Annotated in this window: 24 protein-coding genes and 1 pseudogene; 10 read left to right on the top strand and 15 right to left on the bottom strand. The window is 67.2% G+C overall.

Features of this window, described 5'->3' with window-relative positions; all coding sequences use genetic code 11:
• Positions 1 to 39: 39 nt before the first annotated feature.
• Positions 40 to 987: a S1C family serine protease gene (locus tag VGI62_RS08955; RefSeq protein WP_331504130.1), complete on the top strand. Its 948-nt coding sequence runs from the start codon at positions 40 to 42 to the stop codon at positions 985 to 987.
• A gap of 3 nt (positions 988 to 990) precedes the next feature.
• Here VGI62_RS08955 and VGI62_RS08950 read toward each other — a convergent pair whose 3' ends face one another.
• Both VGI62_RS08950 and VGI62_RS08945 read right to left on the bottom strand, forming a co-directional pair.
• Positions 991 to 1,620 carry a hypothetical protein gene (locus tag VGI62_RS08950; RefSeq protein ID WP_331504129.1) on the bottom strand — a complete coding sequence of 210 codons (630 nt, stop codon included), beginning with the start codon at positions 1,618 to 1,620 and terminating at the stop codon, positions 991 to 993.
• Positions 1,621 to 1,664: 44 nt separating this feature from the next.
• Positions 1,665 to 5,309 (bottom strand): hydantoinase B/oxoprolinase family protein, encoded by a 3,645-nt coding sequence (locus VGI62_RS08945; protein ID WP_331504128.1) that lies wholly within the window; start codon positions 5,307 to 5,309, stop codon positions 1,665 to 1,667.
• Between the two features lie 59 nt (positions 5,310 to 5,368).
• Here VGI62_RS08945 and VGI62_RS08940 point away from each other — a divergent pair, with 59 nt between their 5' ends.
• The 3 genes from VGI62_RS08940 (at position 5,369) to VGI62_RS08930 (ending at position 6,849) form a co-directional block, all read left to right on the top strand.
• Positions 5,369 to 6,064: a DnaJ family molecular chaperone gene (locus tag VGI62_RS08940; RefSeq protein WP_331504127.1), complete on the top strand. Its 696-nt coding sequence runs from the start codon at positions 5,369 to 5,371 to the stop codon at positions 6,062 to 6,064.
• Positions 6,065 to 6,177: 113 nt separating this feature from the next.
• Positions 6,178 to 6,462, top strand: a complete 285-nt coding sequence (locus VGI62_RS08935; protein WP_331504126.1) for a hypothetical protein — start codon at positions 6,178 to 6,180, stop codon at positions 6,460 to 6,462.
• Between the two features lie 93 nt (positions 6,463 to 6,555).
• Complete coding sequence (locus tag VGI62_RS08930) at positions 6,556 to 6,849, top strand: putative quinol monooxygenase (protein ID WP_331504125.1); 294 nt, start codon at positions 6,556 to 6,558, stop codon at positions 6,847 to 6,849.
• Positions 6,850 to 6,954: 105 nt separating this feature from the next.
• Here the strand turns inward: VGI62_RS08930 and VGI62_RS08925 are convergent, their stop codons facing one another.
• A complete protein-coding gene (locus VGI62_RS08925) occupies positions 6,955 to 8,232 on the bottom strand; it encodes a cytochrome P450 (RefSeq protein ID WP_331504124.1) in 1,278 nt (425 codons plus the stop codon).
• A gap of 150 nt (positions 8,233 to 8,382) precedes the next feature.
• Between VGI62_RS08925 and VGI62_RS08920 the strand changes: the two genes are divergently transcribed.
• On the top strand, positions 8,383 to 9,678 hold the full coding sequence (locus tag VGI62_RS08920) for a hypothetical protein (protein WP_331504123.1): 1,296 nt from the start codon (positions 8,383 to 8,385) through the stop codon (positions 9,676 to 9,678).
• Between the two features lie 14 nt (positions 9,679 to 9,692).
• Positions 9,693 to 10,163: a GFA family protein gene (locus VGI62_RS08915; RefSeq protein WP_331504122.1), complete on the top strand. Its 471-nt coding sequence runs from the start codon at positions 9,693 to 9,695 to the stop codon at positions 10,161 to 10,163.
• Here the strand turns inward: VGI62_RS08915 and VGI62_RS08910 are convergent, their stop codons facing one another.
• The 5 genes from VGI62_RS08910 to VGI62_RS08890 all read right to left on the bottom strand — a co-directional run bounded on the left by VGI62_RS08910 (position 10,164) and on the right by VGI62_RS08890 (position 14,452).
• Positions 10,164 to 11,075 (bottom strand): SMP-30/gluconolactonase/LRE family protein, encoded by a 912-nt coding sequence (locus tag VGI62_RS08910; RefSeq protein ID WP_331504121.1) that lies wholly within the window; start codon positions 11,073 to 11,075, stop codon positions 10,164 to 10,166.
• A gap of 230 nt (positions 11,076 to 11,305) precedes the next feature.
• A complete protein-coding gene (locus VGI62_RS08905; protein ID WP_331504120.1) occupies positions 11,306 to 11,824 on the bottom strand; it encodes a dihydrofolate reductase in 519 nt (172 codons plus the stop codon).
• A 9-nt stretch (positions 11,825 to 11,833) separates the two neighbouring features.
• The gene (locus VGI62_RS08900; RefSeq protein WP_331504159.1) at positions 11,834 to 12,889 is read right to left on the bottom strand and encodes an acyltransferase; all 1,056 of its coding nucleotides are present in this window, start codon (positions 12,887 to 12,889) and stop codon (positions 11,834 to 11,836) included.
• 59 nt (positions 12,890 to 12,948) lie between these two features.
• Positions 12,949 to 13,794 carry a thymidylate synthase gene (locus tag VGI62_RS08895; RefSeq protein ID WP_331504119.1) on the bottom strand — a complete coding sequence of 282 codons (846 nt, stop codon included), beginning with the start codon at positions 13,792 to 13,794 and terminating at the stop codon, positions 12,949 to 12,951.
• Positions 13,795 to 13,909: 115 nt separating this feature from the next.
• Positions 13,910 to 14,452, bottom strand: a complete 543-nt coding sequence (locus VGI62_RS08890) for a DUF924 family protein (protein WP_331504118.1) — start codon at positions 14,450 to 14,452, stop codon at positions 13,910 to 13,912.
• Positions 14,453 to 14,607: 155 nt separating this feature from the next.
• Between VGI62_RS08890 and VGI62_RS08885 the strand changes: the two genes are divergently transcribed.
• Positions 14,608 to 15,471: an RcnB family protein gene (locus tag VGI62_RS08885; protein ID WP_331504117.1), complete on the top strand. Its 864-nt coding sequence runs from the start codon at positions 14,608 to 14,610 to the stop codon at positions 15,469 to 15,471.
• Positions 15,472 to 15,496: 25 nt separating this feature from the next.
• On the opposite strand, the gene VGI62_RS08880 is transcribed toward VGI62_RS08885, so the two are convergent.
• Both VGI62_RS08880 and VGI62_RS08875 read right to left on the bottom strand, forming a co-directional pair.
• Positions 15,497 to 15,970, bottom strand: coding sequence for a hypothetical protein (locus VGI62_RS08880; protein ID WP_331504116.1), 474 nt, complete (start codon positions 15,968 to 15,970; stop codon positions 15,497 to 15,499).
• On the bottom strand, positions 15,967 to 16,452 hold the full coding sequence (locus VGI62_RS08875) for a Fur family transcriptional regulator (protein ID WP_331504115.1): 486 nt from the start codon (positions 16,450 to 16,452) through the stop codon (positions 15,967 to 15,969). The genes VGI62_RS08880 and VGI62_RS08875 overlap by 4 nt, the downstream gene beginning before the upstream one ends.
• A gap of 278 nt (positions 16,453 to 16,730) precedes the next feature.
• Between VGI62_RS08875 and VGI62_RS08870 the strand changes: the two genes are divergently transcribed.
• The gene (locus VGI62_RS08870; RefSeq protein WP_331504160.1) at positions 16,731 to 17,360 is read left to right on the top strand and encodes a hypothetical protein; all 630 of its coding nucleotides are present in this window, start codon (positions 16,731 to 16,733) and stop codon (positions 17,358 to 17,360) included.
• 102 nt (positions 17,361 to 17,462) lie between these two features.
• On the opposite strand, the pseudogene VGI62_RS08865 reads toward VGI62_RS08870, so the two are convergent.
• From VGI62_RS08865 to VGI62_RS08855, 3 genes and pseudogenes are all read right to left on the bottom strand, one after another.
• Positions 17,463 to 17,663: pseudogene (locus VGI62_RS08865) on the bottom strand (DUF4167 domain-containing protein); the annotation flags it as partial.
• A 273-nt stretch (positions 17,664 to 17,936) separates the two neighbouring features.
• Entirely contained in the window at positions 17,937 to 18,800 is an 864-nt protein-coding gene (prmC, locus tag VGI62_RS08860) for a peptide chain release factor N(5)-glutamine methyltransferase (RefSeq protein WP_331504114.1), read from the bottom strand.
• Positions 18,791 to 19,588 carry an MOSC domain-containing protein gene (locus VGI62_RS08855; protein WP_331504113.1) on the bottom strand — a complete coding sequence of 266 codons (798 nt, stop codon included), beginning with the start codon at positions 19,586 to 19,588 and terminating at the stop codon, positions 18,791 to 18,793. Before VGI62_RS08855 ends, prmC begins: the two co-directional genes overlap by 10 nt.
• Positions 19,589 to 19,941: 353 nt before the next feature.
• On the opposite strand from VGI62_RS08855, the gene VGI62_RS08850 reads away from it, so the two are divergent.
• Positions 19,942 to 20,769 (top strand): YihY/virulence factor BrkB family protein, encoded by an 828-nt coding sequence (locus VGI62_RS08850; protein WP_331504112.1) that lies wholly within the window; start codon positions 19,942 to 19,944, stop codon positions 20,767 to 20,769.
• Here the strand turns inward: VGI62_RS08850 and prfA are convergent.
• Positions 20,766 to 21,842 (bottom strand): peptide chain release factor 1, encoded by a 1,077-nt coding sequence (prfA, locus tag VGI62_RS08845; RefSeq protein ID WP_331504111.1) that lies wholly within the window; start codon positions 21,840 to 21,842, stop codon positions 20,766 to 20,768. The genes VGI62_RS08850 and prfA overlap by 4 nt on opposite strands.
• A gap of 101 nt (positions 21,843 to 21,943) precedes the next feature.
• Between prfA and VGI62_RS08840 the strand changes: the two genes are divergently transcribed.
• On the top strand, positions 21,944 to 22,522 hold the full coding sequence (locus VGI62_RS08840) for a pyridoxamine 5'-phosphate oxidase family protein (protein ID WP_331504110.1): 579 nt from the start codon (positions 21,944 to 21,946) through the stop codon (positions 22,520 to 22,522).
• A gap of 69 nt (positions 22,523 to 22,591) precedes the next feature.
• Here VGI62_RS08840 and VGI62_RS08835 read toward each other — a convergent pair whose 3' ends face one another.
• On the bottom strand, positions 22,592 to 22,885 hold the full coding sequence (locus VGI62_RS08835; RefSeq protein ID WP_331504109.1) for a hypothetical protein: 294 nt from the start codon (positions 22,883 to 22,885) through the stop codon (positions 22,592 to 22,594).
• Positions 22,886 to 23,241 lie beyond the last annotated feature (356 nt).

The raw sequence follows: 23,241 nt of genomic DNA, 5'->3' as shown, positions 1-23,241 counted from the left end.
GCCGTTGTAGCGGCTCGATCGCGCAACCATCTATCCACTATGGCTTATGACATTGCCGAGTGGCCGGACGAGCCGCTCGATCCCTATTCCGCCCAGGTCGCCCACGCCTTCGAGACCGTCGGCCCGGCGGTCGTTCATATCGGCGCCGTCCAGGCGAACGGCCGGGCCGGAACCGGCTCAGGCGTGATCTTCGCTCCCGACGGCTACCTGATCACCAATAGCCACGTGGTGGCCGGGGCTGTGCAGCTCACCGCCAGCCTTACCGATGGGCGACGGTTTGCGGCGCGGCTGGTCGGAGACGATCCGGCCACGGACCTGGCGGTGCTGCGCCTCGACGCCGCCGGGTTGCCACATGCTGAGTTCGGCCGTTCTTCGCGCTTGCGGGTCGGGCAGCTTGTGGTGGCGATCGGCAATCCGCTGGGTTTCCAGGCGACGGTGACGGCCGGCATCGTCAGCGCGCTGGGCCGCACCCTTCGATCACCAAGCGGCCGACTGATTGAGAGCGTGATCCAGACGGATGCGCCGCTCAATCCGGGTAATTCGGGGGGCGCGCTGGTGGACGGCCGCGGCCGAGTGGTGGGCGTCAATACCGCTATGATCGGCCAGGCCCAGGGCCTGTGCTTCGCCATTGGCGGCGACACCGCGGTGGACGTTACGGCCCGCCTGATGCGCGACGGCCGGGTGCGCCGGGCAAGGCTGGGCCTGTCCGGCCAGACCACGCCGCTCGATCCGCGGTTGGCGCGGCGGTTGCGGCGGCCCGAGGGCTCGGCGGTGACCGTATCGGAAGCCACGGTGGGCGGGCCGGCGGCGCTGGCTGGCCTCCTGGCTGGCGACGTCATCCTTGAGTTCGCCGGGGAGACAATCTTCTCCGTCGACGACCTGCACCGGCTGTTGACCGCTGACATCGCCGAAGCGCCTATCGCCATGCTCGTGATGCGCCGCGCCAGCCTCGAAACCCTGACGGTGGTCCCGGGCGTCGACGATTGAGGCCTAGTTCGGCTTGGCCGCAGGATCGCCCTTGGTTGCCCCTGTGTCCGCTTCCGGGGCGGGGGCTGGCGCGGCCTGCGGATCTGCGTTGGCTTTCAGCGAGGCGCCCAGCAGGTTGGAGCGGGCTTCCAGGGCCTTGGCGGTGGGCTCGCACTTGGCGGGCGGCGCCCAGCTCATCCAGTCCTGGGCAAGACGCGCCTGGGTGACGCCGGGACCAGGCGCCCAGACCGCTCGGCCTTGCTGGACGGCGGCCGCGCCGATGGTGTTGATCGGCCGCATGCTGGCCTTTTCGGCTGCGGTGAGCGCGTCCTGATAGAGCTTTAGCTGAGCCAAGCTGATCTTCTGCAGATCGTCATACACCTTGAGATCGTCTGAGAGCTTGCGCCCCGGCCGACGGTAGGCGCTTTCGATGCGGGTCACCTCCGGCATCACCTGGTCGTGCAGGTCCACGTAGGCGCGCAGCGAGCCGTAGCACCAAGCCACGAACTGGTAGTCGTCCTTGGGCGCGCCAGGCTCCAGCCGATCCTTGGCCGGGGCGCTGGCGGCAAGCGGGGCAGCGCCGGACGCCAGGGCCGGTTCTGCCGCGGACTGGCCTTGCAGGAAGAGGACGAGAGCGATCGCGAGCGGTGTCATGGACGGGAGCTACCTCGAAGATTCAAGCTATTTTCAGGCTAAATCTATGCTGGCGGAAGGCCGAATCCGCCACCGCCGGGAGTTTCGATCTCGATGGCGTCGCCAGCCTGCACATTCACGGCGAAGCAGCCCGGAAGGTCTGTGACCGTACCATCCGAACCGATCAGACGCTGAGCGCCGGGTTTGGCGGCTTCACCGCCAGCCAAGCCCTGAGGGGCGTGCTTGCGACGCGACGAGAGCAGGGCGGCCCCCATCGGCGAGAGGAAACGGATACGGCGGATCGCGCCGTCGCCGCCACGATTGGCCCCTGCGCCGCCCGAGCCGTGGCGAACGCCGAAGGCTTCCACGCGGACCGGGAAGCGGCGCTCGAGGATCTCCGGATCGGTGAGTCGTGAGTTGGTCATGTGGGTTTGGACGGCGCTGGCCCCGCAGGCGTGGGCGGTGGCGCCGGAGCCGCCGCAGATGGTCTCGTAGTACTGTCGCTCCTCGTCCCCGAAGGTGAAATTGCTCATGGTGCCCAGCGAGTTCGCCATGACTCCCAAGGCTTCGTAGAGGGCGTCGACTACGTGCTGGCTGGTTTCGACGTTGCCGGCGACGACGGCGGCGGGCGGGTTCGGGGCCAGCATCGAGCCCGGCCGCGTCAGGATGTTCAGCGGCTCAAGGCATCCGGCGTTCAGCGGGATGTCGTCGTCCACCAGGGTCCGGAAGACATAAAGCGCTGCGGCGTCGACGATGGCCGAGGGACCGTTGAAGTTGGTCGGAAGCTGGTCGGCGCTTCTTGTGAAGTCGAGCGTGGCTTCACCGGCCTCGGCGTCGACCGTGGTGGTGACGAAGATCTCGCCACCGCCATCCATCGGCACGCGGGCTTCGCCGTTGGAGAGTTTGCCGACTGCGCGGCGCACCGCGGCGGCCGCATTCTGCTGTACAAACGTCATGTAGCGGGCGACGGCGTCCGCGCCATGGGCGCGGATCATCTCGGCGACGGCGGCCCCGCCGGCCTGGCAAGCGGCGATCTGGGCCTTGAGGTCGGCAAGGTTGGTGTCTGGCGCGCGGACCGGCCAGCGCCCGGCCATGAGCGCGCTGCGCGTCTCGGTCTCAAGGAAGCTGCCGTCGCGCATGATCGGGAGCGCGTCCAGCATGACGCCCTCCTCATCGATGGTGTGCGAGAATGGCGGCATGGAGCCGGGCTGTACGCCGCCGACGTCGGCGTGGTGGCCGCGGGCGGCGACATAGAAGCTCGGCTCTGCGTCGCCTCCGTCTCGTCGCGTTCCGGGAGGATCCGTTTCCTGCTTCGCCTGCGCGACGGGGGAGACCTCGGCGTCCATGAACACCGGCATGACGACTGTGATATCGGGCAGATGGGTGCCGCCGGCGTAGGGATTGTTCAGCGCGAAGGCTTCGCCGGGACGGAGCACCGGGTGTCGGTCGCGGACCGCGCGGACGGAGGCGCCCATGCTCCCCAAGTGCACCGGCATATGCGGGGCGTTGGCGACCAGGCCGCCGTCGGCGTCGAAGAGCGCGCAGGAGAAGTCCAGCCGCTCCTTGATGTTCACAGAGTGGGCGGTGCGTTCGAGGGCCGCGCCCATGGCTTCGGCTACGCCCATGAAGCGGCGGTTGAAGAGCTCCAGGGTGACCGGGTCGGGCCTGTCGAGAGCTATGGCTGTGGTGGCGGGGGCTGACGTGCGGTTCAGTCGGATGAGGCCGTCGGGGTGCGCCGTGGCCCGCCATCCAGGGGCCACCGCGATCTGGGTGTCGGGGCGGACGATGAGGGCTGGGCCGTCTAATTCGCGGAGCTCATCGGCCCATACCACTTCGGCCTCGTGCCCGACGCCATGAGCGAACAATTTGACCCGCTCTTTCGCGCGAACGCTTGTCGCCTCGGCGGATGGCCGCTCGCCGGGATCAGCGAAGATATTGCTGGAGGTGGCCTCAGCCTCCACCGCCGCGATCAGGATGGCGCGGTCAGGTTCGATGAAGCCGAAGAGCCTCTGGTGGGCGCCCTCGAAGAGAGCCTTGGCGGTCGGGAGCTCGCTGAGCGGAACCGACAATTCAGCGTCGGCGCCGTCGTAGCGGAGGCGCAGCGTGCGGCGAACCGCGGCGGTCTCGGCGCCCTGTTCGGTCATGGCGGCGCGGGCGGCGGCCTCTACCATGGCCAGCCTCGACACCGCTTGGGACAGCCCGTGGGCGTCGAGTGGGACCTCCAGGCCGGTCTGGCGTAGCGCTGTGATCTCGGCCTGGCCGATGCCCCAGGCGGAGAGCACGCTTGCATAGCGCGGCGCAAGGATCTCGCTGACGCCCAGCGCCTCGGCGGTCTGGCAGGCGACCTGGCCGGCGGCCCCGCCGAAGGCGGTCAGGGCGTGCTCGCGCGGATCGAAGCCGCGCTCGGTGGAGATGCGACGTATCGCCTGAGCCATCTGCTCGACGGCGACGGCCACGAAGCCCTCGGCAGCGGCCTCGACGCTTTCGGCGCCCATCGCCGCGGCGAGGTCGGCCAGGCGGCCGTGGGCGGCGGCCGGATCCAGTGGCTGGTCGCCCCTCGGTCCGAACACGGAGGGGAAGAAGCGCGGGTCGAGACGACCGAGGACGAGGTTGGCGTCGGTGACGGTGGCCGGCCCGCCGCGTCCGTAGCAGGCCGGGCCCGGGTCGGCGCCGGCGCTCGCCGGGCCGGCGCGTGCGCGCATGCCGTCGAAGGTGAGGATCGAGCCGCCGCCGGCCGCGACGGTCTCGACGTCGAGCATCGGGCTCCGGATACGGGCGCCGGCGACCTTGGCCGCGTCACGACGCTCGAGGTGGCCGGCGTAGCGGCAGACGTCGGTGGAGGTGCCACCCATGTCGAAGCCGAGGGCGGCCGGGACCTGCGCCTGCTTTGCCGTGCGCGCCACGCCCACAACCCCGCCCGCGGGCCCGGAAACCACCGCGTCGCGGCCGCGGAAGGCCCCGGCGCGCACCAGCCCCCCCGAGGAGATCATGAAGAACAGCGGCGCGCCCGCCACGGCGCTTTCGACCTGCCGGACGTAGGCTTGCAGCACCGGCGTCAGATAGGCGTCGGCGATGGCGGTCTCGGCGCGCGGAATAAATCGCGGCAGGGGTGAAACCTCGTGGCTCAGCGCGACGAACTGGAATCCGACGGCCTTGGCGATGTCACCCGCCTGGCGCTCGTGCTCCGGGTTCAGGTCGGCGTGGAGGAAGGCGATGGCGGCGGAGGCGTAGCCTTGGGCGACGGCGGCTTTGAGCTTTTCGGTCAGCGCCTCGCAGTCCAGTGCCCGGACGACGCCGCCTGTGGCGTCGAGGCGTTCGCAGGCCTCGATCACCCCCGAATAGAGCGGGGCGGGGCGCACAATGGTGAGCGCAAAGAGGTCAGGCCGCGACTGGTCGCCTATCAGGACGGCGTCGGCGAAACCCTCGGTGGTGACGAACAGCGTCTTGGCCCCGGCCCGCTCAAGCAGCGCATTGGTGGCCACCGTCGTGCCCATCTTGATAGCTTCGACGCGGTCAGCTGGGAAGGGCTCCCCTGGGACCGCGCCCAGGATCCGCCGCATGGCCTCGACTGCGGCGTCGGAGTAGCTGGGCGAAGCGGAGAGCAGCTTCAGCGAAGTCTCGGCGCCGGCGTCCGGGCCGGTGGCGACCTGCCCAATCACGTCGGTGAACGTGCCGCCGCGGTCGATCCAGAAGCGCCAGGACCTGTCCAAAACTTAACCCGTCCCGCAGTTGTCTTGCCGTCGCCACACTCGTAAGGCTGCTTATCCCAATGAGCTTCTGGCGCAAAATAGCCGGCTTGGCCGCCCGCAACCTCGACGAGGCCGAGTGTGACGTCTGTCCACCGGGGCTGCCCGGCGAGGATCCGGCGTTCTCGACGGCTGTAACAGCGCTGGGCGCGAAGCTTGCAAAGGCCGACGGCCAGGCGCAGGCCGCCGAATACGCCGCCTTCGCCGAGGTCTTCCAGCCGGAGCCGGCGAGCGCCGGCAACGTGCGCAGGCTCTATCAGCTCGCTCGCCAGACCACCCGTGGCTTCGAGAGCTACGCCCGACGCCTGCAGAAACGCTACCGCAACTGCCCCCAGCTGCTGGAGGACGTGGTGGACGGCCTGTTCCATATCGCCACCTCTGATGGCGTCGTGACCGGGGAGGAACTGGCCTACCTGCAGCGTGTCTCCGAGCTGTTCGGCCAGAGCCCGCTGGTGTTCCGCCGGCTGAAGGCCACGCACCTGGGCCACGAGGCCGATGATCCCTACGCCGTACTCGGCGTCGCCCATGACGCCTCCGATCTGAAGCTGAGGCAGGCCTGGAAAGAGATGCTCTCGGCCGCGCATCCTGATCGGGCGCGCGCCCGGGGCCTGCCGCCGGAATTCGTCGAGGTGGCCGAGGTCAAGGCTGCTGCGATCAACGCCGCTTTCGACTCCGCCATGCGCGAACGGCGGGCGATGGCGCTCGAAGGCGCGGCATAGTTGCGCGAACACATCACCTACGGGTTGTCTTTGGTTGACGGCGGGAAGCCTTGGGACGACATAATCTGTTTAGCATCAGCCCGAGGCGTAGATTGCGGGCTCACGAGGACGCCATGGTGAAAGAATTCGCCGACCGTCATGGATCCGCGCTGCGCAGCTTGGCTTTGGTGGGCGCAATGCTCGCGACCGTCGCCGCCGTAGTCGTCGGCGCCATCCTGGCCGTTGTGTTTGCTGCGACCGTGGCGGTGATCGGGGTGATGGCCTCGGCGCTCCTGGGTTTTACGGGCCTGGCTCTGCGGGCTCGACGCACCGCCCGTGCCCGCCGCGATGGCGTCATCGAAGCCCGCCACCTCGGCGGCCACCATTGGGTGGCGTACGGCTGGAACGAGAGCCGCTAGTCAACTTCCTGATTTTGCGTGACGTCGAGTGAGGGTTGCCCCTCCCGGAGCTCCGCTTTACCGTCGATTTCAAACAAACGTTGGGAGACCGACATGAGCATCGGCGTTATCGCGACCCTCAAGATCCAGGATGGGAAATCCGGCGAGTTCGAGGCCTTCTTCGGCGAACTCGCCAAGCAGGTACGCACTAACGAGCCGGGCAATCTCGCCTATCAACTGACCAAAAGCCGCACCGAGCCGAATACCTACAAGGTGCTGGAGCTCTACAAGGATCAGGACGCGCTGACGCACCATGGCGGCACGGACTACTTCAAGGCCGCCGGACCGAAGTTCGCCGCTGTGCTCGGCGGCCGGCCGGAGGTTGAGTACCTGGACGGCGTCGGCTGAGCGTCTTCGCCGCGGGCAGGTCTGACCCTGACGTCGGCGTCGCCGTTCGGCGAGGCCGAGCGGGGCCTGAAGGCTTGAGCGGTCCGCCTGGGGTTGGACCTCCGATCAGAACCGCGCTGGGATCACCACGGGCAGCTTCTCGTAGCCTTTGACGAAGGACGAGTAGACGTGGCGCGGCGGCCCGACGACTTCGATCTTCGGGAAGCGCTTGAGGATCTCTTCCCAGATGATCTTCAGCTGGAGCTCGGCCAGGCGATTTCCAACGCAGCGGTGGATGCCAAAGCCGAATGACAGGTGCTGGCGTACGCGCTCTCTGTCGATGATGTAGTCGTTCGGTCGGTCGATGACTTCCTCGTCGCGATTGCCCGAGACGTACCACATGGCCACCTTGTCGCCCTCGCGGATGGTCTTGCCGCCGAGTTCGAAGTCGCGCGTGGCGCGGCGGCGCATGTAGGCGAGCGGGGTCTGCCAGCGGATGGTCTCTGAGACCATTGAGGGGACCAGCGCGGGATTTTCGCGCAGCTTTCTGTCCTGGTCAGGGTTCTGGTGCAGCGCCAGGACGGAGCCTGAGATCGTGTTGCGGGTGGTGTCGTTGCCCCCGACGATCAGCAGGATCAGGTTCCCCAGGTACTCCATGCGGTCCATGTCGCGCGTTGCCTCGCCATGGGCGAGCATGGAGATCAGGTCGGCCTTCGGCGGGGCGTTCACCCGCTCGTTCCACAGGCGCATGAAGTAGTCGACGCACTCGAAGAGCTCAGTGCGCCGCTCCTGCTCGGCGATCTCCGGGTCGGTGCTGCTGAAGATGCCGCTGTCGGGCGCGGCTGTGGCGACATCGGACCAGCGAGTAAGCTTGCGCCGGTCTTCCCACGGAAAGTCAAAAAGGGTGGCCAGCGTCATGGTGGTCAGCTCGATCGAAACCTTGTCGACCCAGTCGAACTCCTCCCCGATCGGACAGTCGTCAAGAATGACGGCGGCGCGCTCGCGGATGATCGGCTCGAGCTTCGCGAGGTTGGGGCCGGCGACGATCGGGCTTACGGTCTTGCGCTGCACATCGTGCTTGGGCGGGTCCATGGCGATGAACATCGGAAGCGCGAAATCTTCCTCAGGATCAGGCAGGACGATGGTGGGGTCCGACGAAAACGCCTCGTGATTGGTGTCCACGGCCATGATATCGTTGAATTTTGTCACCGACCAATAGCCGCCGATGTCCTCGAATCCGCTCTCGGCCCAATGCACCGGATCCTCGGCGCGCAGGCGCTCGAAGTAGGGGGCCCAGGTGTCGGTCCGGAAGATCTCCGGGTCCGCCGGATTGATCTGGTCCAGCGGCATTGCGTAGGCCGCTTCGCGGGCCGCGCGCTTCACATCTATCGAGGCGTCATCCATCGCCGACGTCCTTATCCCAGCGGCCGGTCCGTGGCCACATACGACCTCAGTATTCGCCTGAACGACGCCTATGGGAAGATGGCGTCGGAGCTTGTGCGCCCGGCGCTTGGGTTTGGGTAACGTTGATTTTGATTAAGGATATTGTAGCGCTTGCCCGCCATACCTGATGATCGATTTGCGTCGGGATGGGACCTGCTGGGGCCCGCCTTCCACAACTGGCGCGGGCGGCAGGCGGTGTCGCGGGAGGGTAGGTTGGTCGGACGCTCACAAGACCGATCGTTTCGCAGCCTCGCCGGTCTCGAGCGCACCGCCTCGACGAGCCGCGTGCTCAACCTGGCGGCGATATCGAACCAGTCGTCCGGCGAGCCTGACTATTTTTCCGCCCCGTTCTTCAAGTCGGCGACGCTGAACGGGGCGGTGATCATCAAGCATCGCCTGCGCCCCGACGAGCAGTACGCCTTCGAGCGGGGACGCCGAAACGCCACCAAGGCGATTATTCCGTTCGAGCGCACCGACCTCAGCCTCGGCGGGCGCTCGTTGTTCGTGGGCCAGCGCAACTGGCATGAGATGCTCCACGACCTGAACGGAGACCACGAAAGCGACGCCCGCGACATTGCGCTGCTCGAAGCCTTGGACGAGCTGCCCTCACTCGACCCCTTCCTGCTGCGCGAGCATTTGCGGCGCCGGGATTTCCAGATCGCCAACTGCTACTTCGCGATCTCCCACGCCGACCTCGACCGCATGCAGCGCTTCGTGTCCGGCGAGGTCGGCAGGCTCGTCGAGCTGGCGTATGGCGGCCATGGGAACGGGCCCAGCGCCAACCTCTCCAAGCTCGTAAGCCTCCTGCTGTCAGGACAAGACGACACGCGGCTCGAGCCCCTGCGGCTGACCCTGGGATTGCAGGGCGAGAATTTCCGGGAGGGCATATTCAGCTGGAAGGGCTTCCTCTACTACAAGTGGGTCCTGAGCAGCCTGTGGCCGGAACTGCGAGGCGTCATCGCCGAGCTCACCCAGATCAAGGTGGCTGGTCCGCGCGACCCTGAAATGCTGAACCAGGTCAAGAACCTCGGCGCTCAGGTGAACCAGGCGATCCTCAGCCAGGTCCGCCGGGTGCGGGTCTCGCTGAAGGTCTATGACGACGCCTTCGCCGAAATGACCCAGGCAAGCAATCCGATGGCTTTTCGAGACTTCCTGCTGAAGTCGCCCGAGATGTTCATGACGCTCGGCGAACGCACCGGGATGGTGTCCCATATCGCCAGCTTCTGGCGCTACCGCTTCCCGAAGGGGCGGCCGGCGAGGATCGACCTGGACGAGCTTTTCGATATCCTGCAGGACTTCCACCATGGCCTGGCGGGAGAAGAGGATGTGGCCCAGGCGCAACGGGCGGACGAACGCCTGCTGGTCGACGCCATGAACCTCGAATCGCTGGGCAGGGCCGCGGTTTAGGGCCGCGAATTGCGATGGCGACGTTCGAAGGCGGCTGTGCTTGCGGAGCGGTTCGCTACCGCCTGGCCTCCGAACCGATGATTGTCCACTGCTGCCATTGCACCGATTGCCAGCAGCAGACGGGTGGCGGCTTCGCCGTCAACGCCCTGATCGAGACCAACCGCATCGAGATGCTGGGCGAGACGCCGGTGGCGATCTCCATGCCCACCGAAAGCGGCCGTCCGCACGACATCCATCGCTGCGCCAAGTGCCAGGTCGCGGTCTGGTCGGACTACGGGCGAAGGCCTGCGCTGCGGTTCGTGCGCGCCACGACCCTGGACAAGCCTCACGCGCTGTCGCCGGACGTGCATATCTTCACGCGCTCGAAACTGCCCTGGGTGGGCCTGCCGCCCGGGGTTCCGGCCTTCGACGTCTACTACGACGTGGCCGAGGTCTGGCGCCCGGAGAGCCTGGCGCGGCGCGAAGCGATGTTGGCGGGCGGCTGATCAGGCGTTGAAGTTGAGCTTGAGCCCCGGCCTTGGCCATCGAGCCTTGAACAGTTTGCCGGTGGCCGAGGCGGTGATCCAGGCGTCCATCATGTCGGCGCCCCCGAAGCAGATATTGGTGCAGATCGGGTCGGGGAATGCGTAGTGCTCGATCGAGCCGTCCGGGTCGAAGGTGGTTATCCCGCCGTTGATGATGGTCGCGACGCAGACCTTGCCGCCGGCCTCGACCGCGAGGCTGTCCAGCAACTGATAGTCCTGCAGGTTGCAGATCACCCGGCCTGGCGCGAAGCCCGGTCCGGGGCTCAGGACGCCTGGGCCGGCCACGTCGAAGGCCCAAAGCCGGCCGAGCTGGGTGTCGGCGGCGTAGACCACGGTCTCGTCCGGCGAAAGGCCGACACCGTTGGGAGAAATGATGTGATCGCGCTGGCGGCTGATCAGGCTGCCGTCGGCCTTGGCGTAGTAGAGGCCACCGAACTTGCGGCCTTCCGGCGTCGAGCAGCCGTGGTCGGTGAACCAGAAGCCGCCCTGCCGGTCGAACACCAGGTCGTTGGGCCCTATCAGGCGGCGGCCCTCGCAGGCCTCATAGACCGTCTCCAGCTTTCCGGATTTCGGGTCGTAGCGCTGGATCATCCCCCCGACGTGGCTCGCGGGCGTGGGGCCGGGGATCGTCAGGCCCATGTTGTCCAGCCACTCGAACGCGCCGCCGTTGTTCGTGATCCAGATCGCGCCGTCAGGGCCGATGGCCGCTCCGTTCGGCCCGCCGCCGGTCTCGACCACGATCTCCTTCTTTCCGTCGGGCGTGATGCGGGTGAGCCGCTGGCCCTTGATCTCGGTCAGGATGATCGAGCCGTCGCCCAGGGCGATCGGGCCTTCGGGGAACTCGAGGCCTTCGGCGACCAGTTGCATTTCCATGGTTTCAGATCCTGAAGGCTGGGGTTTGGTCGGGCGTCGGCCGGCGCAGCTTGGCGATCTTGCCAAGGCCGGACGGCATGAGCCAGCAATCACGCCGGCCGCGAAGGCGGGGTTGCATACGACGCGGAAGGGGGGCGATCAGATGCCGGCGGTGCATGTGCCTCCTCCCCTCGGACGGCCGGTCGCGCCGGCTCTTGGCTTCGCAGTTAAGCTGACTGCGGTGGGATGGTCTAGCGCCGCTCCAGCACCCGAATAGTGAAGGGATAGTCGTCGCCGTCGCCCGCTGGATAGGCCTGGGCCGCGACTTCGCTCCAGAGCGTTTCATCGATCGGCGGCAGCGTGACGTCGCCTTCCACGTCGGCGTCGATGTCGGTGAGGTAGATCCGTCCGGCCTTGTGGAGCGCCAGTTCGAAGAGCGAGGCGCCGCCGATCACGCAGATCTCGCGTGCGCCATCCTCGGCCGCCTGTTCCCGGGCGATGGCCACGGCCTCGCTGAACTCCTCACAGACCACGGCCCCCTTGGGCTCGAAGGAGCCGTCGCGGGACAGCACGATGTTTGTCCGGCCCACCAGCGGCTTCTTCGGCAGGCTGTCCCAGGTCTTGCGACCCATGATGACGGGCTTGCCCATGGTGACCGCCCGGAAGTTGGCGAGATCGCTCTTCAGCCGCCACGGCAGGGCGCCGTCCTTGCCGATGACGCCGTTTCTGGCGCGTGCGATGGGGCCGGCGGTGAGTGTGACGGAGGACATGTACCGTCTTTAGCAGGCATCGGGCAGGAGGCGAGCCGTAGCTCGGCGGGTCAGCCTTGCGCCGAGGGCGATCGCCGGCTTTTCGACGGCGTGGAAGGCGAGGGCGGCAAGGCCGATCGAGAACGCGGCGCCGAGCAGCATCTGCCCGCCGACCGGCAGGCCCGCACCCGGCCCGTGGCGTTCGAAGACGTAAGCCATGAGATAGAGGACCACCGGGTGCAGCAGGTAGAGCGAATAGCTGATCAGACCCACCCAGGCGAGCGGACGCCAGCGGACCTTGGCGACCGAGGTCATGGCGATCAACAGCGCCGTTCCGGCTGCGTAGGCGACGGGGAAGCGGACGAAGAACGCGTTATGGCTGCCGAGCCCGTAGATCGCGTAGGCGCAGGCAAGAGGCGTCGCGATCCAGAACACCGCCAACGCCCCCCACAGAGCCGACCGTTCCAATCGATCGAGCTTTCCGTCCAGATTCCGTCGCCAGAGCGCGCCCAGGAAGATGGCGGCGAAATTGAGCGCCACCATTCCCCAATCGCCGGGCTGCTGGCGGTGCAGCACCATCAGGGCGGCGAAGCCGGCCAAGTAGATCGCCAGGAAAAGAGCCGTCGCAACCGCGGCGGCGTAGGGGCGATGGAGCAGGCCTGCTTTGAACAGCGCCAGGCACATGAGATAGAAGCCGAGCTCATATTCCAGCGTCCAGTAGGACCCCATCACCGGCCGAGCGCCCAAGAGGTCGGGGATCATCGTAAAGTTGGCGATCACCTCGGCCGGCGCGATTCGGTGGCCGGAGAGGCTCCAGATCGACAGGATTCCGAGGGGAATGGACAGCCAATAGGCGGGGAAGAGGCGGAAGAAGCGCCGGACGAGGAACGCGCGGTCGGAATCGGGCCGGTCGTCCTTCAGGGAGTTGGGGATCAGGAGCCCGCTGACCCCGAAGAAGGCCACGACGCCGATGCGCCCGAAGTCAAAGCGTTGGGCGATCTCGTGGAGGGGCGAACCGCCGGCCAGCGGCGCGAAGACTTCTGAAGCGTGAATCCAGACCACCAGCAGCGCGGCTACGCCGCGCAGGCTGTCGATATGAGCGGATCGCTCTTGCCCGGGCGACGGAGAGTTCGAACGAATACGGATCAGACCGCGATGGGGGCGTTTATCCGCTCGTGCGCGCGGTAACCCCTGAGCTTGAAGTCGTCGTACTCGAAGGCGAACAGGTCGTCGCGCTCGGCGATCTCGAGGAGGGGCAGGGGAAGCGGTTCGCGGCGGAGTTGCTCGCGGGCCTGCTCGAGGTGGTTCAGGTAGAGGTGGGCGTCGCCCAGGGTATGGACGAATTCGCCGGGCTCAAGGCCGGTGACCTTGGCGACCATCATGGTGAGGAGGGCGTAGCTGGCGATGTTGAACGGCACGCCGAGGAAGACATCGGCGGAGCGCTGGTAAAGCTGGCAGGAGAGTTTTCCATCAGCCACGAAGAACTGGAACAGGCAGTGGCAGGGCGGCAGCGCCATGTCCTCCACCTCTGCCGGATTCCAGGCCGAGACGATGTGGCGGCGGCTGGTGGGATTGGTCTTCAGGCCATCGACCACGGCGGTGATCTGATCGATCACCCGGCCGTCCGGGGCCGTCCACGAACGCCACTGCTTACCGTAGACCGGACCGAGTTCGCCGGTCTCATCGGCCCATTCGTCCCAGATGGAGACGCCGCGCTCCTGCAGCCAGCGGATATTGGTGTCGCCCCGTAGAAACCACAGCAGTTCCAGGATGATGGACTTGCGATGCAGCTTCTTGGTGGTGAGCAGCGGGAAGCCCCGGGCGAGATCGAAGCGCATCTGCCGGCCGAAAACGCCTAGCGTGCCTGTGCCGGTGCGGTCTTCGCGCTTCACCCCGTTCGCCAGGATATCGGCGAGCAGGTCCAGATACTGGCGCTCCGGGTGGTCCGGGGCCGTCCCATAGACCGACGCAATGGCGGCGTGAGCGTTCATCGAAGTGATTCGCTGATGATTCGCGATCGAGGAAAACCAAGGAATGAAGCTGGGTTCTAAACGCGCCCCACGAACTTGTGGATCATACCAGCATCGAACAAAATAAGAACCCACGTCATCCGGAAAAGCCGCCGTCGTCGAGGAATTCCTGCTCTGCCGGCGTGGTCACACGGCCCAGCGCCGGGTTGCGGTGCGGGAAGCGGCCGAAGCGCGCGACGATCTCGCGGTGCAGTGCGGCCCACTTGAGGTCCTCGGCCTCTCCGGCCTCGGTGACGAGCGCCAGACCGAAGTCCTGGTCGGCGATGTCCTCTGAGTGTTCGAAGGGCAGGTAGAAGAAGTTGCGCATGATGGGGTCGACCTGCCGATCGAAGCCGCGCTCGATGGCGGCGCGGGCGATGGATCGGGCCTTGGGGTCGGTGGCGAAGGCGTGGGCGGATTCGCGGTAGAGGTTGCGCGGGAACTGATCGAGCAGGATCAGCAGAGCGAGCACGCCTTCGGCGGTTTCCGCCCAGGCGTCGTATTCGCCGCGGGCGGCGCGGTGGTGCACCGGTTCGAACTTCAGGCGAATGGCTTCGTCGAACGCGGTGGCCTTCTTGAACCACCTCTCCGGTCCCGCCTGGCGCCAGAAGCCGATCACGTCATTTGGGATCGCGGTCACAGGCGGGGCCCTCGCATGCGCTCTTTGCGCCTCTGTTGCAGCCATCGTTCCGTTCAAGCGCTGTTCAGCGAGCGCTGCAATAGTGTGGAGATGAAGGACGCAATCGAGGCGGGCCGGATCGGCCCTCCAGGACTGTCGAAGACATGAAGATCACCATGACGTCTGTTGTCGCCCTGCTGTTGATGGCGGGGGCGAGTTCGGCTGCGTTGGCCCAGGAAGGCGATCATGCCCGCGTCGAGCAAAGCGGCCATCCCCAAGCCCATCCGGGAACCCCCGGCGCTGTCTCCCAGGCTCGCCGACCCATGGTCGGTGCGCCGGGCGCCGCGCCGCCGATGGGCGGCCACGTCCTGCGAGGACACGAGGCGCCCTTCGGCGCGCCGCCGGCTCCAGGCGCCCGGGCGGGGGCGCCCATTCCCGGCTCCGCGTTCCGCAGCCAGGATGGGCGGCCAGGCGCTCCGGCTGTCATCGGCGCCCCCGGGCCCGTCCAGGCGCAGCGCGCCCCCGACAGTCCCCCGCATTTCATCCACAATGACGCCTATGACGCCTTGCGCCGCAACGACGGCGGCGGCCGCAACCCGGCGGTCCCTGGCGAACGGCGCTGGGATCGGGCCGACCGCGGCGGCGGGCCGCACGAGGTAATTCTCCCGCCGAACAGCGCCCCGGGTGGGTGGGATCGAAACGGCCGGCCGGCGGGCGATCCGAACGGGCCGCACGACGGCCGCCACGGGCCGCCCGAGCGCTGGGCGCAGGGCCGCTATCCGCCTGTTTACTGGAGCCAGAGCCGCTATCGCGTGGCGCCCTATCGCGCCCCTTACGGGTTCTTCGTCCGCTCCTGGGTGTTCGGCGACTTCCTGCCGACAGCCTGGTATGCCGACCAATACTGGCTGGACGATTTCCTTGACTACGGCTTGCCCTATCCGCCTCCAGGCTTCGAGTGGGTTCGCGTCGGCGGCGACGCAATGATGATCGAGCTCTACACCGGGCGCATCGTCCAGGTGGTGCGCGGGATCTTCTGGTAGCGGCGCAAACCCCGGCGGCAGGCTTTTAGATATAGCCCGCGTCCCTTAGCGCGATGATCGAGTTCTTGGCGCACCTGTGGTGGATGAAAAGGCCGCCGGCCCGTTCCCATGCGCCCCTGTGCTGATCGCGGTCGTCGACGAGGAGGTCGCCCGGATCGCAATGCTCCCGTTTGAGGGCCGCTTCAGTGGTGATCATACGCACGCCTGGGAAGTACCGCTCGGCCCAGCGGCGCTTCTGCGGCTCCGCCCAGACGCCGCCTGGCGGCATCCCGGTGAGGATGATCGGGCCCTTGGCCTTCACGGCCTCAAAGAGTTCGAAGGCGTCGGGCATCGTCTCGAGGTTCTCGAAGAACCCGTCCGCGCTGGCCAACCTGCGCCAGAATTCGCCCGCGCCGTAATGCTTCTCGAAGACGGCGCTGGGGGCCCCGAGAATCGCTTCTGCGCTTTTGTCGAAGTTGGCCAGAACCCCGTCGCAATCGAGATAGATCTGTCGCCTCATTCCGCGCGGCACGCCGGGCAGAGCCCGCGCGCCTCGAGGGTGACTGAGGCGACCTGGTAACCCTTCGCCTGGGCCGCAGCGAGGCCGGGGCTGAGGTCGGGCTCAAACTCCTCGGCCGCTCCGCAGCAGGTGCAGATCAGGAAGGCGGCCTTATGGTTCTCGGCCTCCAAGCGGCAGGGAACGAAGGCGTTGAGGCTTTCGATGCGATGGGCGAAGCCCTGGCGTTCGAGAAAATCGAGAGCCCGGTAGACGGTCGGCGGCTTGGCGGGCGCGCCATCCTCGCCGAAGGTGGCGATCAGATCGTAGGCCTTCAGGGGCGCATCGGCCTCGAGCAGAAGTTCCAACACCCGCCGGCGAGGCTCAGTCAGCCGCTCCTGGATTGTCTGGCAGCGCACCTGGGCGGCCGCCAGCGCACGACGAAGCGCATGCCCCTTCAGCCCCGGGTGGACTCCCTCCTCATGATGGCAATCGGCCGCGTGCATGCCTTCAGCTAACCCGGGTCCGCCCCGTGCTGCAATGTCCTAGCGACAAAGCGCCTGGCGCCCGCGCCGCGGGGTCTTCGTCGCCTTGGCCGAGGCGTTCCAGGACCGCAAAGCCCAAGGTCGCGGGAACTCCCCTGGGGGAGCCCCCTAGGCGTCCTCTAGGCCTCTTCCGTCTCTGACGAAGCGGGGCCGGCGGCGCGCGGCGCCCGACGGCGGCGCGGCTTGGGGGCTTCGTCACTCTCGGACCTGGGGGTCGGAGCCTGCAGGAAGGCCGGAGCATGGCTCTCGCCGCCCTCGGCGTCGCGCAGCACACGGGGCTTGCGCTGGGCGACGGGCGCCGGGGCTGCCGCCACCAGCGGCTGGGCGTGTGGCTCGACCACCGCCAGCGGATCGCGTGCGGGTTCGCGCCCGACCTCACGTTCGGGCCGCTCGTCGCGGTTGCGCTCGAAGCGCGGGCGCTCGTCGCGTTGCGGGCGATCCTCACGCGGCGGACGATCCTCGCGCGGCCGGTCGTCACGCGGCCGCTCGTCACGATCGTAGCGGGGCCGCTCGTCCCTCTGCGCGTCCCTGGGCCGATCATCGCGCGGGCGTTCATCGCGGGGGCGATCGTCGCGGGGACGCTCATCGCGCCACGGGCGGTCACGGCGAGACTGCCCATCGCGCCCTTGGCCGTCGCGGCCCTGGCCGCCATCGTTGCGATCGCGGTTCTCGTAGCGCGGGCGCTCGTCGCGCTGACGATCATCGCGGGGCCTTTCCTCGCGCTGGCCGTCGCGTTGCGGGCGCTGTTCGCTGCCGTTTTCGCGGGCCTGCCAGGTCTCGGCGGTCTCGCCGGCTTCCGCCGAGGCCGCGTCGGCGGCTTCGGACTGAGCCTGGGCGCCTTCGTCCTCAAAATCGATGTCGAAGCCTGAGGAGAAATGGTCGCGGCCGAGGATTTCGCTGGCGGGTCGCGTCGGCTGCATGGCGCGCAGCAAGCGGAAATAGTGTTCGGCGTGCTGCAGGTAGTTCTCGCCGAGGACCCGATCGCCGGACGCCGAGGCGTCTCTGGCGAGCTGCTGGTATTTCTCGAAGACGTGCTGGGCGTTGCCGCGGACCTTCGCGCCCTCGGGGCCGTTGGAATCAAACGCCCGATTGGCGTTTTGAGCCTGTGGCTTGCCGCCACCGCCGCCGCTACTTCCGCCACCGCCACGGTTCCGGCCGCGCTGACGCTTCATACCCTTGAAATCTCTCATTATTTAATAACCGTCTTGGTTTCCCTGCGGCCTGACCCCTTCGGATCGGCCTGCGCTAGTCTTCAGCGGGATCGGGCGCCTGGCCCGGTTTGATGTCGAAGACGCTAAGTATTCCCCGTCTTCCGCCCGGAAGCTCTTCAAGCGAGAGGCCTTGGAAGCCGTCGCGCCCTATCGGGACCGGCGTGCGCCCTTCCGGACACCTCTACCTGAAGCCGACGATTTGGGTGGAGACACTACTTAAGTAGCGACTCGGGGTCAGGTTTCCAAGGGATTTTTCATACCCGCGACAACCCTGTCGCGGTCGCCCAGGTCACGCAGCGTCTGCACCTGGGTCGCGCCCGCTTCTCGGAACAAGCCTTCGACCGCCACCTTCTGGTCGTAGCCGATCTCCACGGCGAAGCGTCCGCCGGGCTTGAGCACCCGCAGGATCTCTGGCGCGAGCCTTCGATAGTGCATCAGGCCATCGGGTCCGCCCTCCAGCGCCACGCGCGGTTCGTGGTCGCGCACTTCGGGCTCCAGCGTCTCGATAACCTCGCTTGCGATGTAAGGCGGGTTGGAGACAACCAGGTCGAAACTGTCCTGGCTCAGGCCGTCAGTCCAGTCGCCGCGCATCAGTGCGAGGCGACCCGCCAGGCCCAGGTTGGCGGCGTTCTCGCGGGCGACCGCCAAGGCTTCCTCGGAAACGTCGATCCCCATGCCGCGGGCAGCCGGCCGCTCGGCGAGGATCGACAGCACGATGGCGCCTGAACCGACCCCAAGGTCCAGCACCGACCAGGCCGCGTGCTCCGGGAAGTCGCGCAACACCCATTCGACGACGGTCTCGGTGTCCGGCCGGGGCGTCAGCACGTCCGGCGTCACGTTCAGCATGATCTTCCAGAAGCCCTTGCGGCCCAGGATGTGGCTGACGGGTTCGCGGTGCTCGCGGCGGGACAGGTAATCTTCGAGCGTCGCTTCCTGCTCAGGGGTAAGCGCTCGGTAGGGGTCGGCCACGATGTCGGCGCGGGTGGCTCCTGCGGCGGCCTCGACCAGCAGGCGGGCGTCGATTACCGGGCCGGCGAGCCCGGCAGATTCCAAGCGCTGCTTGGCGGCCTGCCAAGCCTGCAGCAGGTTCAGGCCCATTCGCTCGTCTCCGCCCTTGGCTCCGTCTGTGGCATCGTCACCGCGTCGCCCAAGCCCACGGCGCCGGCCGAGGTGATCCGGACGTAGAATCCGCAAAGGGTGTGGCCGTAGGCGTCGAACAGCGCTTTGGTTATCTCGAGGTCGCGCACGGAAGTCGTCGGATCGACGTGGGTGGCGGCGCAGCGGACGATCGACTTGAACACCTGGGCCTGCGCCCAGCCCAGCATCAGCCGCTTGCCGGTCCAGTCGTGCTCGGCCCAGGCGGGCCAGCCCTCGACATAGAGGTTGGCGCGGAAGCGCAAAGGGTCGAGCTCCACGCCCATGCGTTGGCCGAGTTCACGCACGCTGGCCAGGTTGACGATCGAGACCTGACCCAGGGGATGGTCGGTGAAGCGGTGCTCGCCCGGCGCTTCCACCACACGCAAGGGACCGGTGGCCTCCTCGCCCAGAAGCTCGGTCAGCCACGCGGCGAAGGCTGTGCGCGCCTCACTGTCAGCCAGCCGCCCGGCGAACTCGCGCCCACCAGGGCCGGTGGCGTGCAGCACGCCGGTGGAGGCGTCGTAGCGGGTGCGGGCCGCGGCCACCTTGGCGATGTAGGCGAGCACGGTGAATTGCCGCTTGGGTACGAAGGCAGGGGCGGCGGGATCGAAGTCGGAGGGGCCGTTTTCCACCGCCCAGACCCGGTCGTGGGGAAAGCCTTCGTCGGGCGCGAGGTGCACGACATCCAGCGGCTCCGGCGTGAAGCCCTTCACCGGATGGCGGAAGATGCCTGCGACTTGACCGCTCATATGCGCCCCCTTGCCGCATCGCCGCGCGCGCCACAAGCGCAACAGAAGCTGGACGGAGGGAACCAGCGAAACCGGATCGCTTTTGAGCCGCCAGGAAATGGAAGGCAATCCGCATGAACATTGGTCACGCTGGCCGACAGGCGCCGTCGAAGGAGCGCGGCCGCCAAGGCCCGACGGACACAAAGCACAAAGGCGCCTTTCGCTTCGACCGCATCAGCGCATTGGGCGTCGGGATATTTATCGGCTTGGGCGTCGGCGTCGCCGACCGCAGAAGAGCCAAGGGGAGCCGGAATAGGCCCACGAGGCAGGCGAACACTCCACCCAGCCTCTCAGGTCAATCGCCAGTCAATCGGGTGGCCCGGAACTGGCGCGCGATTCTCGTTCGCACCTTCAAGGAGTTCAACGAGGACCGGATTCCGCAGGCGGCCGCCGGCTCCGCCTTTTTTATCCTCCTGGCGCTCTTTCCGGGGCTAGGCGTCTTCGTCTCGCTCTACGGCCTGGTAGGCGACGTGCACGGAGCCCAGGAGCAGATTTCGGAGTTGCGCGGCGTGCTCCCCGAGGGCGGGTTGACCGTGATCCGCGACCAGATCAGCCGGCTGGCGATGACGTCGCACGCCAAACTCGGCATCACCTTCTTCTTCAGCCTCCTGCTGTCGGTCTGGAGCGCCAACGCCGGGATGAAAGGGCTGATCGCCAGCTTGAACGTCGCCTACGAACTGCGCGAGCGGCGCAACTTCATCAAGCTCAACGTCGCCTCGCTGATGCTGACGGCGGGAGGCATCGTGCTGGCGATTGTCGTGATGGCTGCCGTGGTCGCCGCGCCGGCTGTGCTTACGATGCTGCACCTTGAGGCTCTCCGGGGACCCAGCGCCCTGCGATGGCCATTGCTGGTGATCCTGAGCGCGGGACTGATTTCGGTGCTCTACCGGTGGGGGCCATCTCCGCATGGCGCGCGCTGGCGGTGGATCACACCGGGCGGGGTGGTCGCAGCCTTCGCCTGGATGGCGATGTCGCTCGCCTTCTCATTCTACGTCGGGCGCTTTGGGCATTACGACAAGACCTACGGCTCGCTGGGAGCCGTCGTGGGGTTCATGACCTGGATCTGGCTGTCGGTCATGGTCGTGCTGCTCGGCGCCGAGCTGAATTCGGAAATCGAGGAGCAGGTGGGCCCGGCCAGTTAGTTGAATTCCTCCTCCAGCGCCGACAGACGCGCTGCCTGGTCCTCGGCGATCAAAGGGCTGATGACGTCGTCCAGGCCTTCGCCTTCGAGAACTTTCGGCAGGTTGTAGAGGGTCAGGTTGATGCGGTGGTCGGTGACCCGGCCTTGCGGGAAGTTGTAGGTGCGAATGCGCTCGGACCGGTCGCCCGAGCCCACCTGGCTTTTGCGGGCGTCGGAACGGGCGGTATCGAGGGCCTCGCGCTGCTGGTCGTAGAGCTTGACCTTCAGGGCCTTCATGGCGCGTGCGCGGTTCTGGTGCTGCGACTTCTCCGACGAGGTCACGACGATGCCGCTGGGCAAGTGGGTGATGCGGACCGCCGAATCGGTCTTGTTGACGTGCTGGCCGCCGGCGCCGGACGAGCGGTAGGTGTCGATGCGGATATCGCCGTCCTTGATGTCGATCTCGACATCCTCCGGCTCCGGCAGGACGGCGACGGTGGCGGCCGATGTGTGGATCCGACCCTGAGCTTCGGTGGCCGGCACGCGCTGCACGCGGTGAACGCCACTCTCGAACTTCAGCCGGCCAAAGACGCCGTCGCCCGTGACCGCGGCGATGATCTCCTTGAAGCCCCCGGCATCCCCCTCAGACATGCTGTCGACCTCGACGCGCCAGCCCTGCAGCGCAGCGTAGCGCTGATACATGCGGAAGAGGTCGCCGGCGAAGAGGGCGGCTTCGTCGCCCCCGGTGCCGGCCCGCACTTCGAGAATGGCCGACGCGTTCTCGTCCTTGTCCTTCGGCGCGAGCAGCAGGGCCACGTCGCGCTCCAAGAGCGGCAGCCGCTCCTTCAGCGCCTCCAGTTCGTCGCGGGCCATGGCCGCCATATCGGAGTCGCCGCCGGAGGCCATCTCCTCGAGCTCAGGCGCCTCGTCGCGCGCGCGCTGCAAGGCCTGGACAGCATCGACGACCGGCTTCAGCTCGGCGTGCTCCTTGCCCAGACGCACGATCTCCTGACCGTCCGAGGCCGCGCCCATGCGCGCCTCGATCTCGCGGAAGCGGTCGAGCACCTGATCGAGCCTGGCCTGGGGAAGTCGCAAGGGTCTGGACGCCTTTTCAGAAGGGGAGCTTCCTTAGCGGTCCTCTGGCCGCTTGCCAAACATGTCGGTCCCAGGGGACCGGGAACAAGTGGAGAGCCCCCATGTACCACGAGGGGAACCGGACGCTGCAAGACGCCTTTGGCAGTCGTGCGCTCGCCGACCGGCTGGACCAGAAGCTGAGGCGCGATCGGTTTAACGAAGATGATGCGGCCTTCATCGGCTCGCTGGGCTTTTTCTTTCTGGCCACGGCGGATGCCGAGGGCCGCCCCGACTGTTCGTTCAAGGGCGGACCGCCCGGGTTTGTGCGGGTGGCCGCGCCAGACCTGCTGGTGTTCCCCGACTACGACGGCAACGGCATGTTCAAGAGCCTCGGGAACCTGGGCGTGAACCCGAACGTGGGGATGCTGTTCCTGGCGTTCGGCGAAGCGCCGAAGCGGCTTCGGGTGAACGGGACCGCGCGCGTCGTGGGCGACGACCCGGCGATGGCTCAGGCCTCGGGCGCGCAGCTTCTGGTCAAGGTGACGCCGGTCGACATCTTCCCGAACTGCCCCCGCTACGTGCCGAACCTGCAGCTTGTTGAGCCTTCTCCATATTTGCCGGACGCCGACACTGCCCCGCTGGAACCGAAGTGGAAGAGCTTCGAGGTCTTCTCCGACGTCGTGCCGCCCCGCAGGCGCTGACCCGGAACGGCAAAAGGCCCCCGCCGTCGCCGGCAAGGGCCCTTTTTTGCTTCCTTGGGCGCCGATCTCTTAGGCGCGCACGCCGGTCAGCGGGGCGTTGCCAAAGGCTCCGAGCTTGACGTTGCCGGTCATGGCGTCACCATTCACGGTGGCCTCGAACTCCAGCGTCATCGGCATCGGCTGGGTGATATTGGCGCTCCAGGTAAGGGTGTCGCCAGCGACCTTGCCGCTGATTTCGCTGTCACCCATGCGGCCAGAGGTCTTGCCTGTGAAGGTGTCGCCGCTGGTGGTGATCGAGGCGTTCACTTCCTGCGCGCCCATGGGCGTATTGATGGTGATCTTCCAGTTGCCGTCAGCGGACATCTCGTCCCTCCCAAAAAATGGTGGCGGCACCTAAGCGCGGATGCGACGCCTGCGCAAGAGTGACGCAGGCGTCACTTTTATGACATCCGTTCGCCCAGGCGGGGAACGGCCCTGGGTTTGGGGAGCTGCGGGGTCAACATGACGAGCTCACAGGGCGGCGCCCAGCACCTCGCGCGCCTGGTGTTCATCGGGGGTCCAGCCGCCCACGGACGAAGTTTAACATCTTCCCCCGGCTGAAGCCGGGGGATTTCCCAGGGAGGAAATCCACTGAGGAGTTCGCGCTTCATCGGGCGCCTGACGGCCACCCTCCACGCGCAGCGACGGTGTGTTCCACCGCCGGACGCCGGTCCCGGCGT

The organism is Phenylobacterium sp. (assembly GCF_036495085.1).
In the GTDB taxonomy this organism is placed as follows: domain Bacteria; phylum Pseudomonadota; class Alphaproteobacteria; order Caulobacterales; family Caulobacteraceae; genus Phenylobacterium.
The sequence above is the reverse complement of the archived record's forward strand: the minus strand, read 5'-3'. Positions and strand labels throughout refer to the sequence as shown.

What these genes read in the sequence shown, in the direction of transcription:
- VGI62_RS08955 (WP_331504130.1), top strand. Translation starts at nt 40, where the DNA reads ATGGCTTATGACATTGCCGAGTGGCCGGACGAGCCGCTCGATCCCTAT.
- VGI62_RS08950 (WP_331504129.1), bottom strand. Translation starts at nt 1,620, where the DNA reads ATGACACCGCTCGCGATCGCTCTCGTCCTCTTCCTGCAAGGCCAGTCC.
- VGI62_RS08940 (WP_331504127.1), top strand. Translation starts at nt 5,369, where the DNA reads ATGAGCTTCTGGCGCAAAATAGCCGGCTTGGCCGCCCGCAACCTCGAC.
- VGI62_RS08935 (WP_331504126.1), top strand. Translation starts at nt 6,178, where the DNA reads ATGGTGAAAGAATTCGCCGACCGTCATGGATCCGCGCTGCGCAGCTTG.
- VGI62_RS08930 (WP_331504125.1), top strand. Translation starts at nt 6,556, where the DNA reads ATGAGCATCGGCGTTATCGCGACCCTCAAGATCCAGGATGGGAAATCC.
- VGI62_RS08925 (WP_331504124.1), bottom strand. Translation starts at nt 8,232, where the DNA reads ATGGATGACGCCTCGATAGATGTGAAGCGCGCGGCCCGCGAAGCGGCC.
- VGI62_RS08915 (WP_331504122.1), top strand. Translation starts at nt 9,693, where the DNA reads ATGGCGACGTTCGAAGGCGGCTGTGCTTGCGGAGCGGTTCGCTACCGC.
- VGI62_RS08910 (WP_331504121.1), bottom strand. Translation starts at nt 11,075, where the DNA reads ATGGAAATGCAACTGGTCGCCGAAGGCCTCGAGTTCCCCGAAGGCCCG.
- VGI62_RS08905 (WP_331504120.1), bottom strand. Translation starts at nt 11,824, where the DNA reads ATGTCCTCCGTCACACTCACCGCCGGCCCCATCGCACGCGCCAGAAAC.
- VGI62_RS08895 (WP_331504119.1), bottom strand. Translation starts at nt 13,794, where the DNA reads ATGAACGCTCACGCCGCCATTGCGTCGGTCTATGGGACGGCCCCGGAC.
- VGI62_RS08885 (WP_331504117.1), top strand. Translation starts at nt 14,608, where the DNA reads ATGACGTCTGTTGTCGCCCTGCTGTTGATGGCGGGGGCGAGTTCGGCT.
- VGI62_RS08880 (WP_331504116.1), bottom strand. Translation starts at nt 15,970, where the DNA reads ATGAGGCGACAGATCTATCTCGATTGCGACGGGGTTCTGGCCAACTTC.
- VGI62_RS08875 (WP_331504115.1), bottom strand. Translation starts at nt 16,452, where the DNA reads ATGCACGCGGCCGATTGCCATCATGAGGAGGGAGTCCACCCGGGGCTG.
- VGI62_RS08870 (WP_331504160.1), top strand. Translation starts at nt 16,731, where the DNA reads ATGGCTCTCGCCGCCCTCGGCGTCGCGCAGCACACGGGGCTTGCGCTG.
- prmC (WP_331504114.1), bottom strand. Translation starts at nt 18,800, where the DNA reads ATGGGCCTGAACCTGCTGCAGGCTTGGCAGGCCGCCAAGCAGCGCTTG.
- VGI62_RS08855 (WP_331504113.1), bottom strand. Translation starts at nt 19,588, where the DNA reads ATGAGCGGTCAAGTCGCAGGCATCTTCCGCCATCCGGTGAAGGGCTTC.
- VGI62_RS08840 (WP_331504110.1), top strand. Translation starts at nt 21,944, where the DNA reads ATGTACCACGAGGGGAACCGGACGCTGCAAGACGCCTTTGGCAGTCGT.
- VGI62_RS08835 (WP_331504109.1), bottom strand. Translation starts at nt 22,885, where the DNA reads ATGTCCGCTGACGGCAACTGGAAGATCACCATCAATACGCCCATGGGC.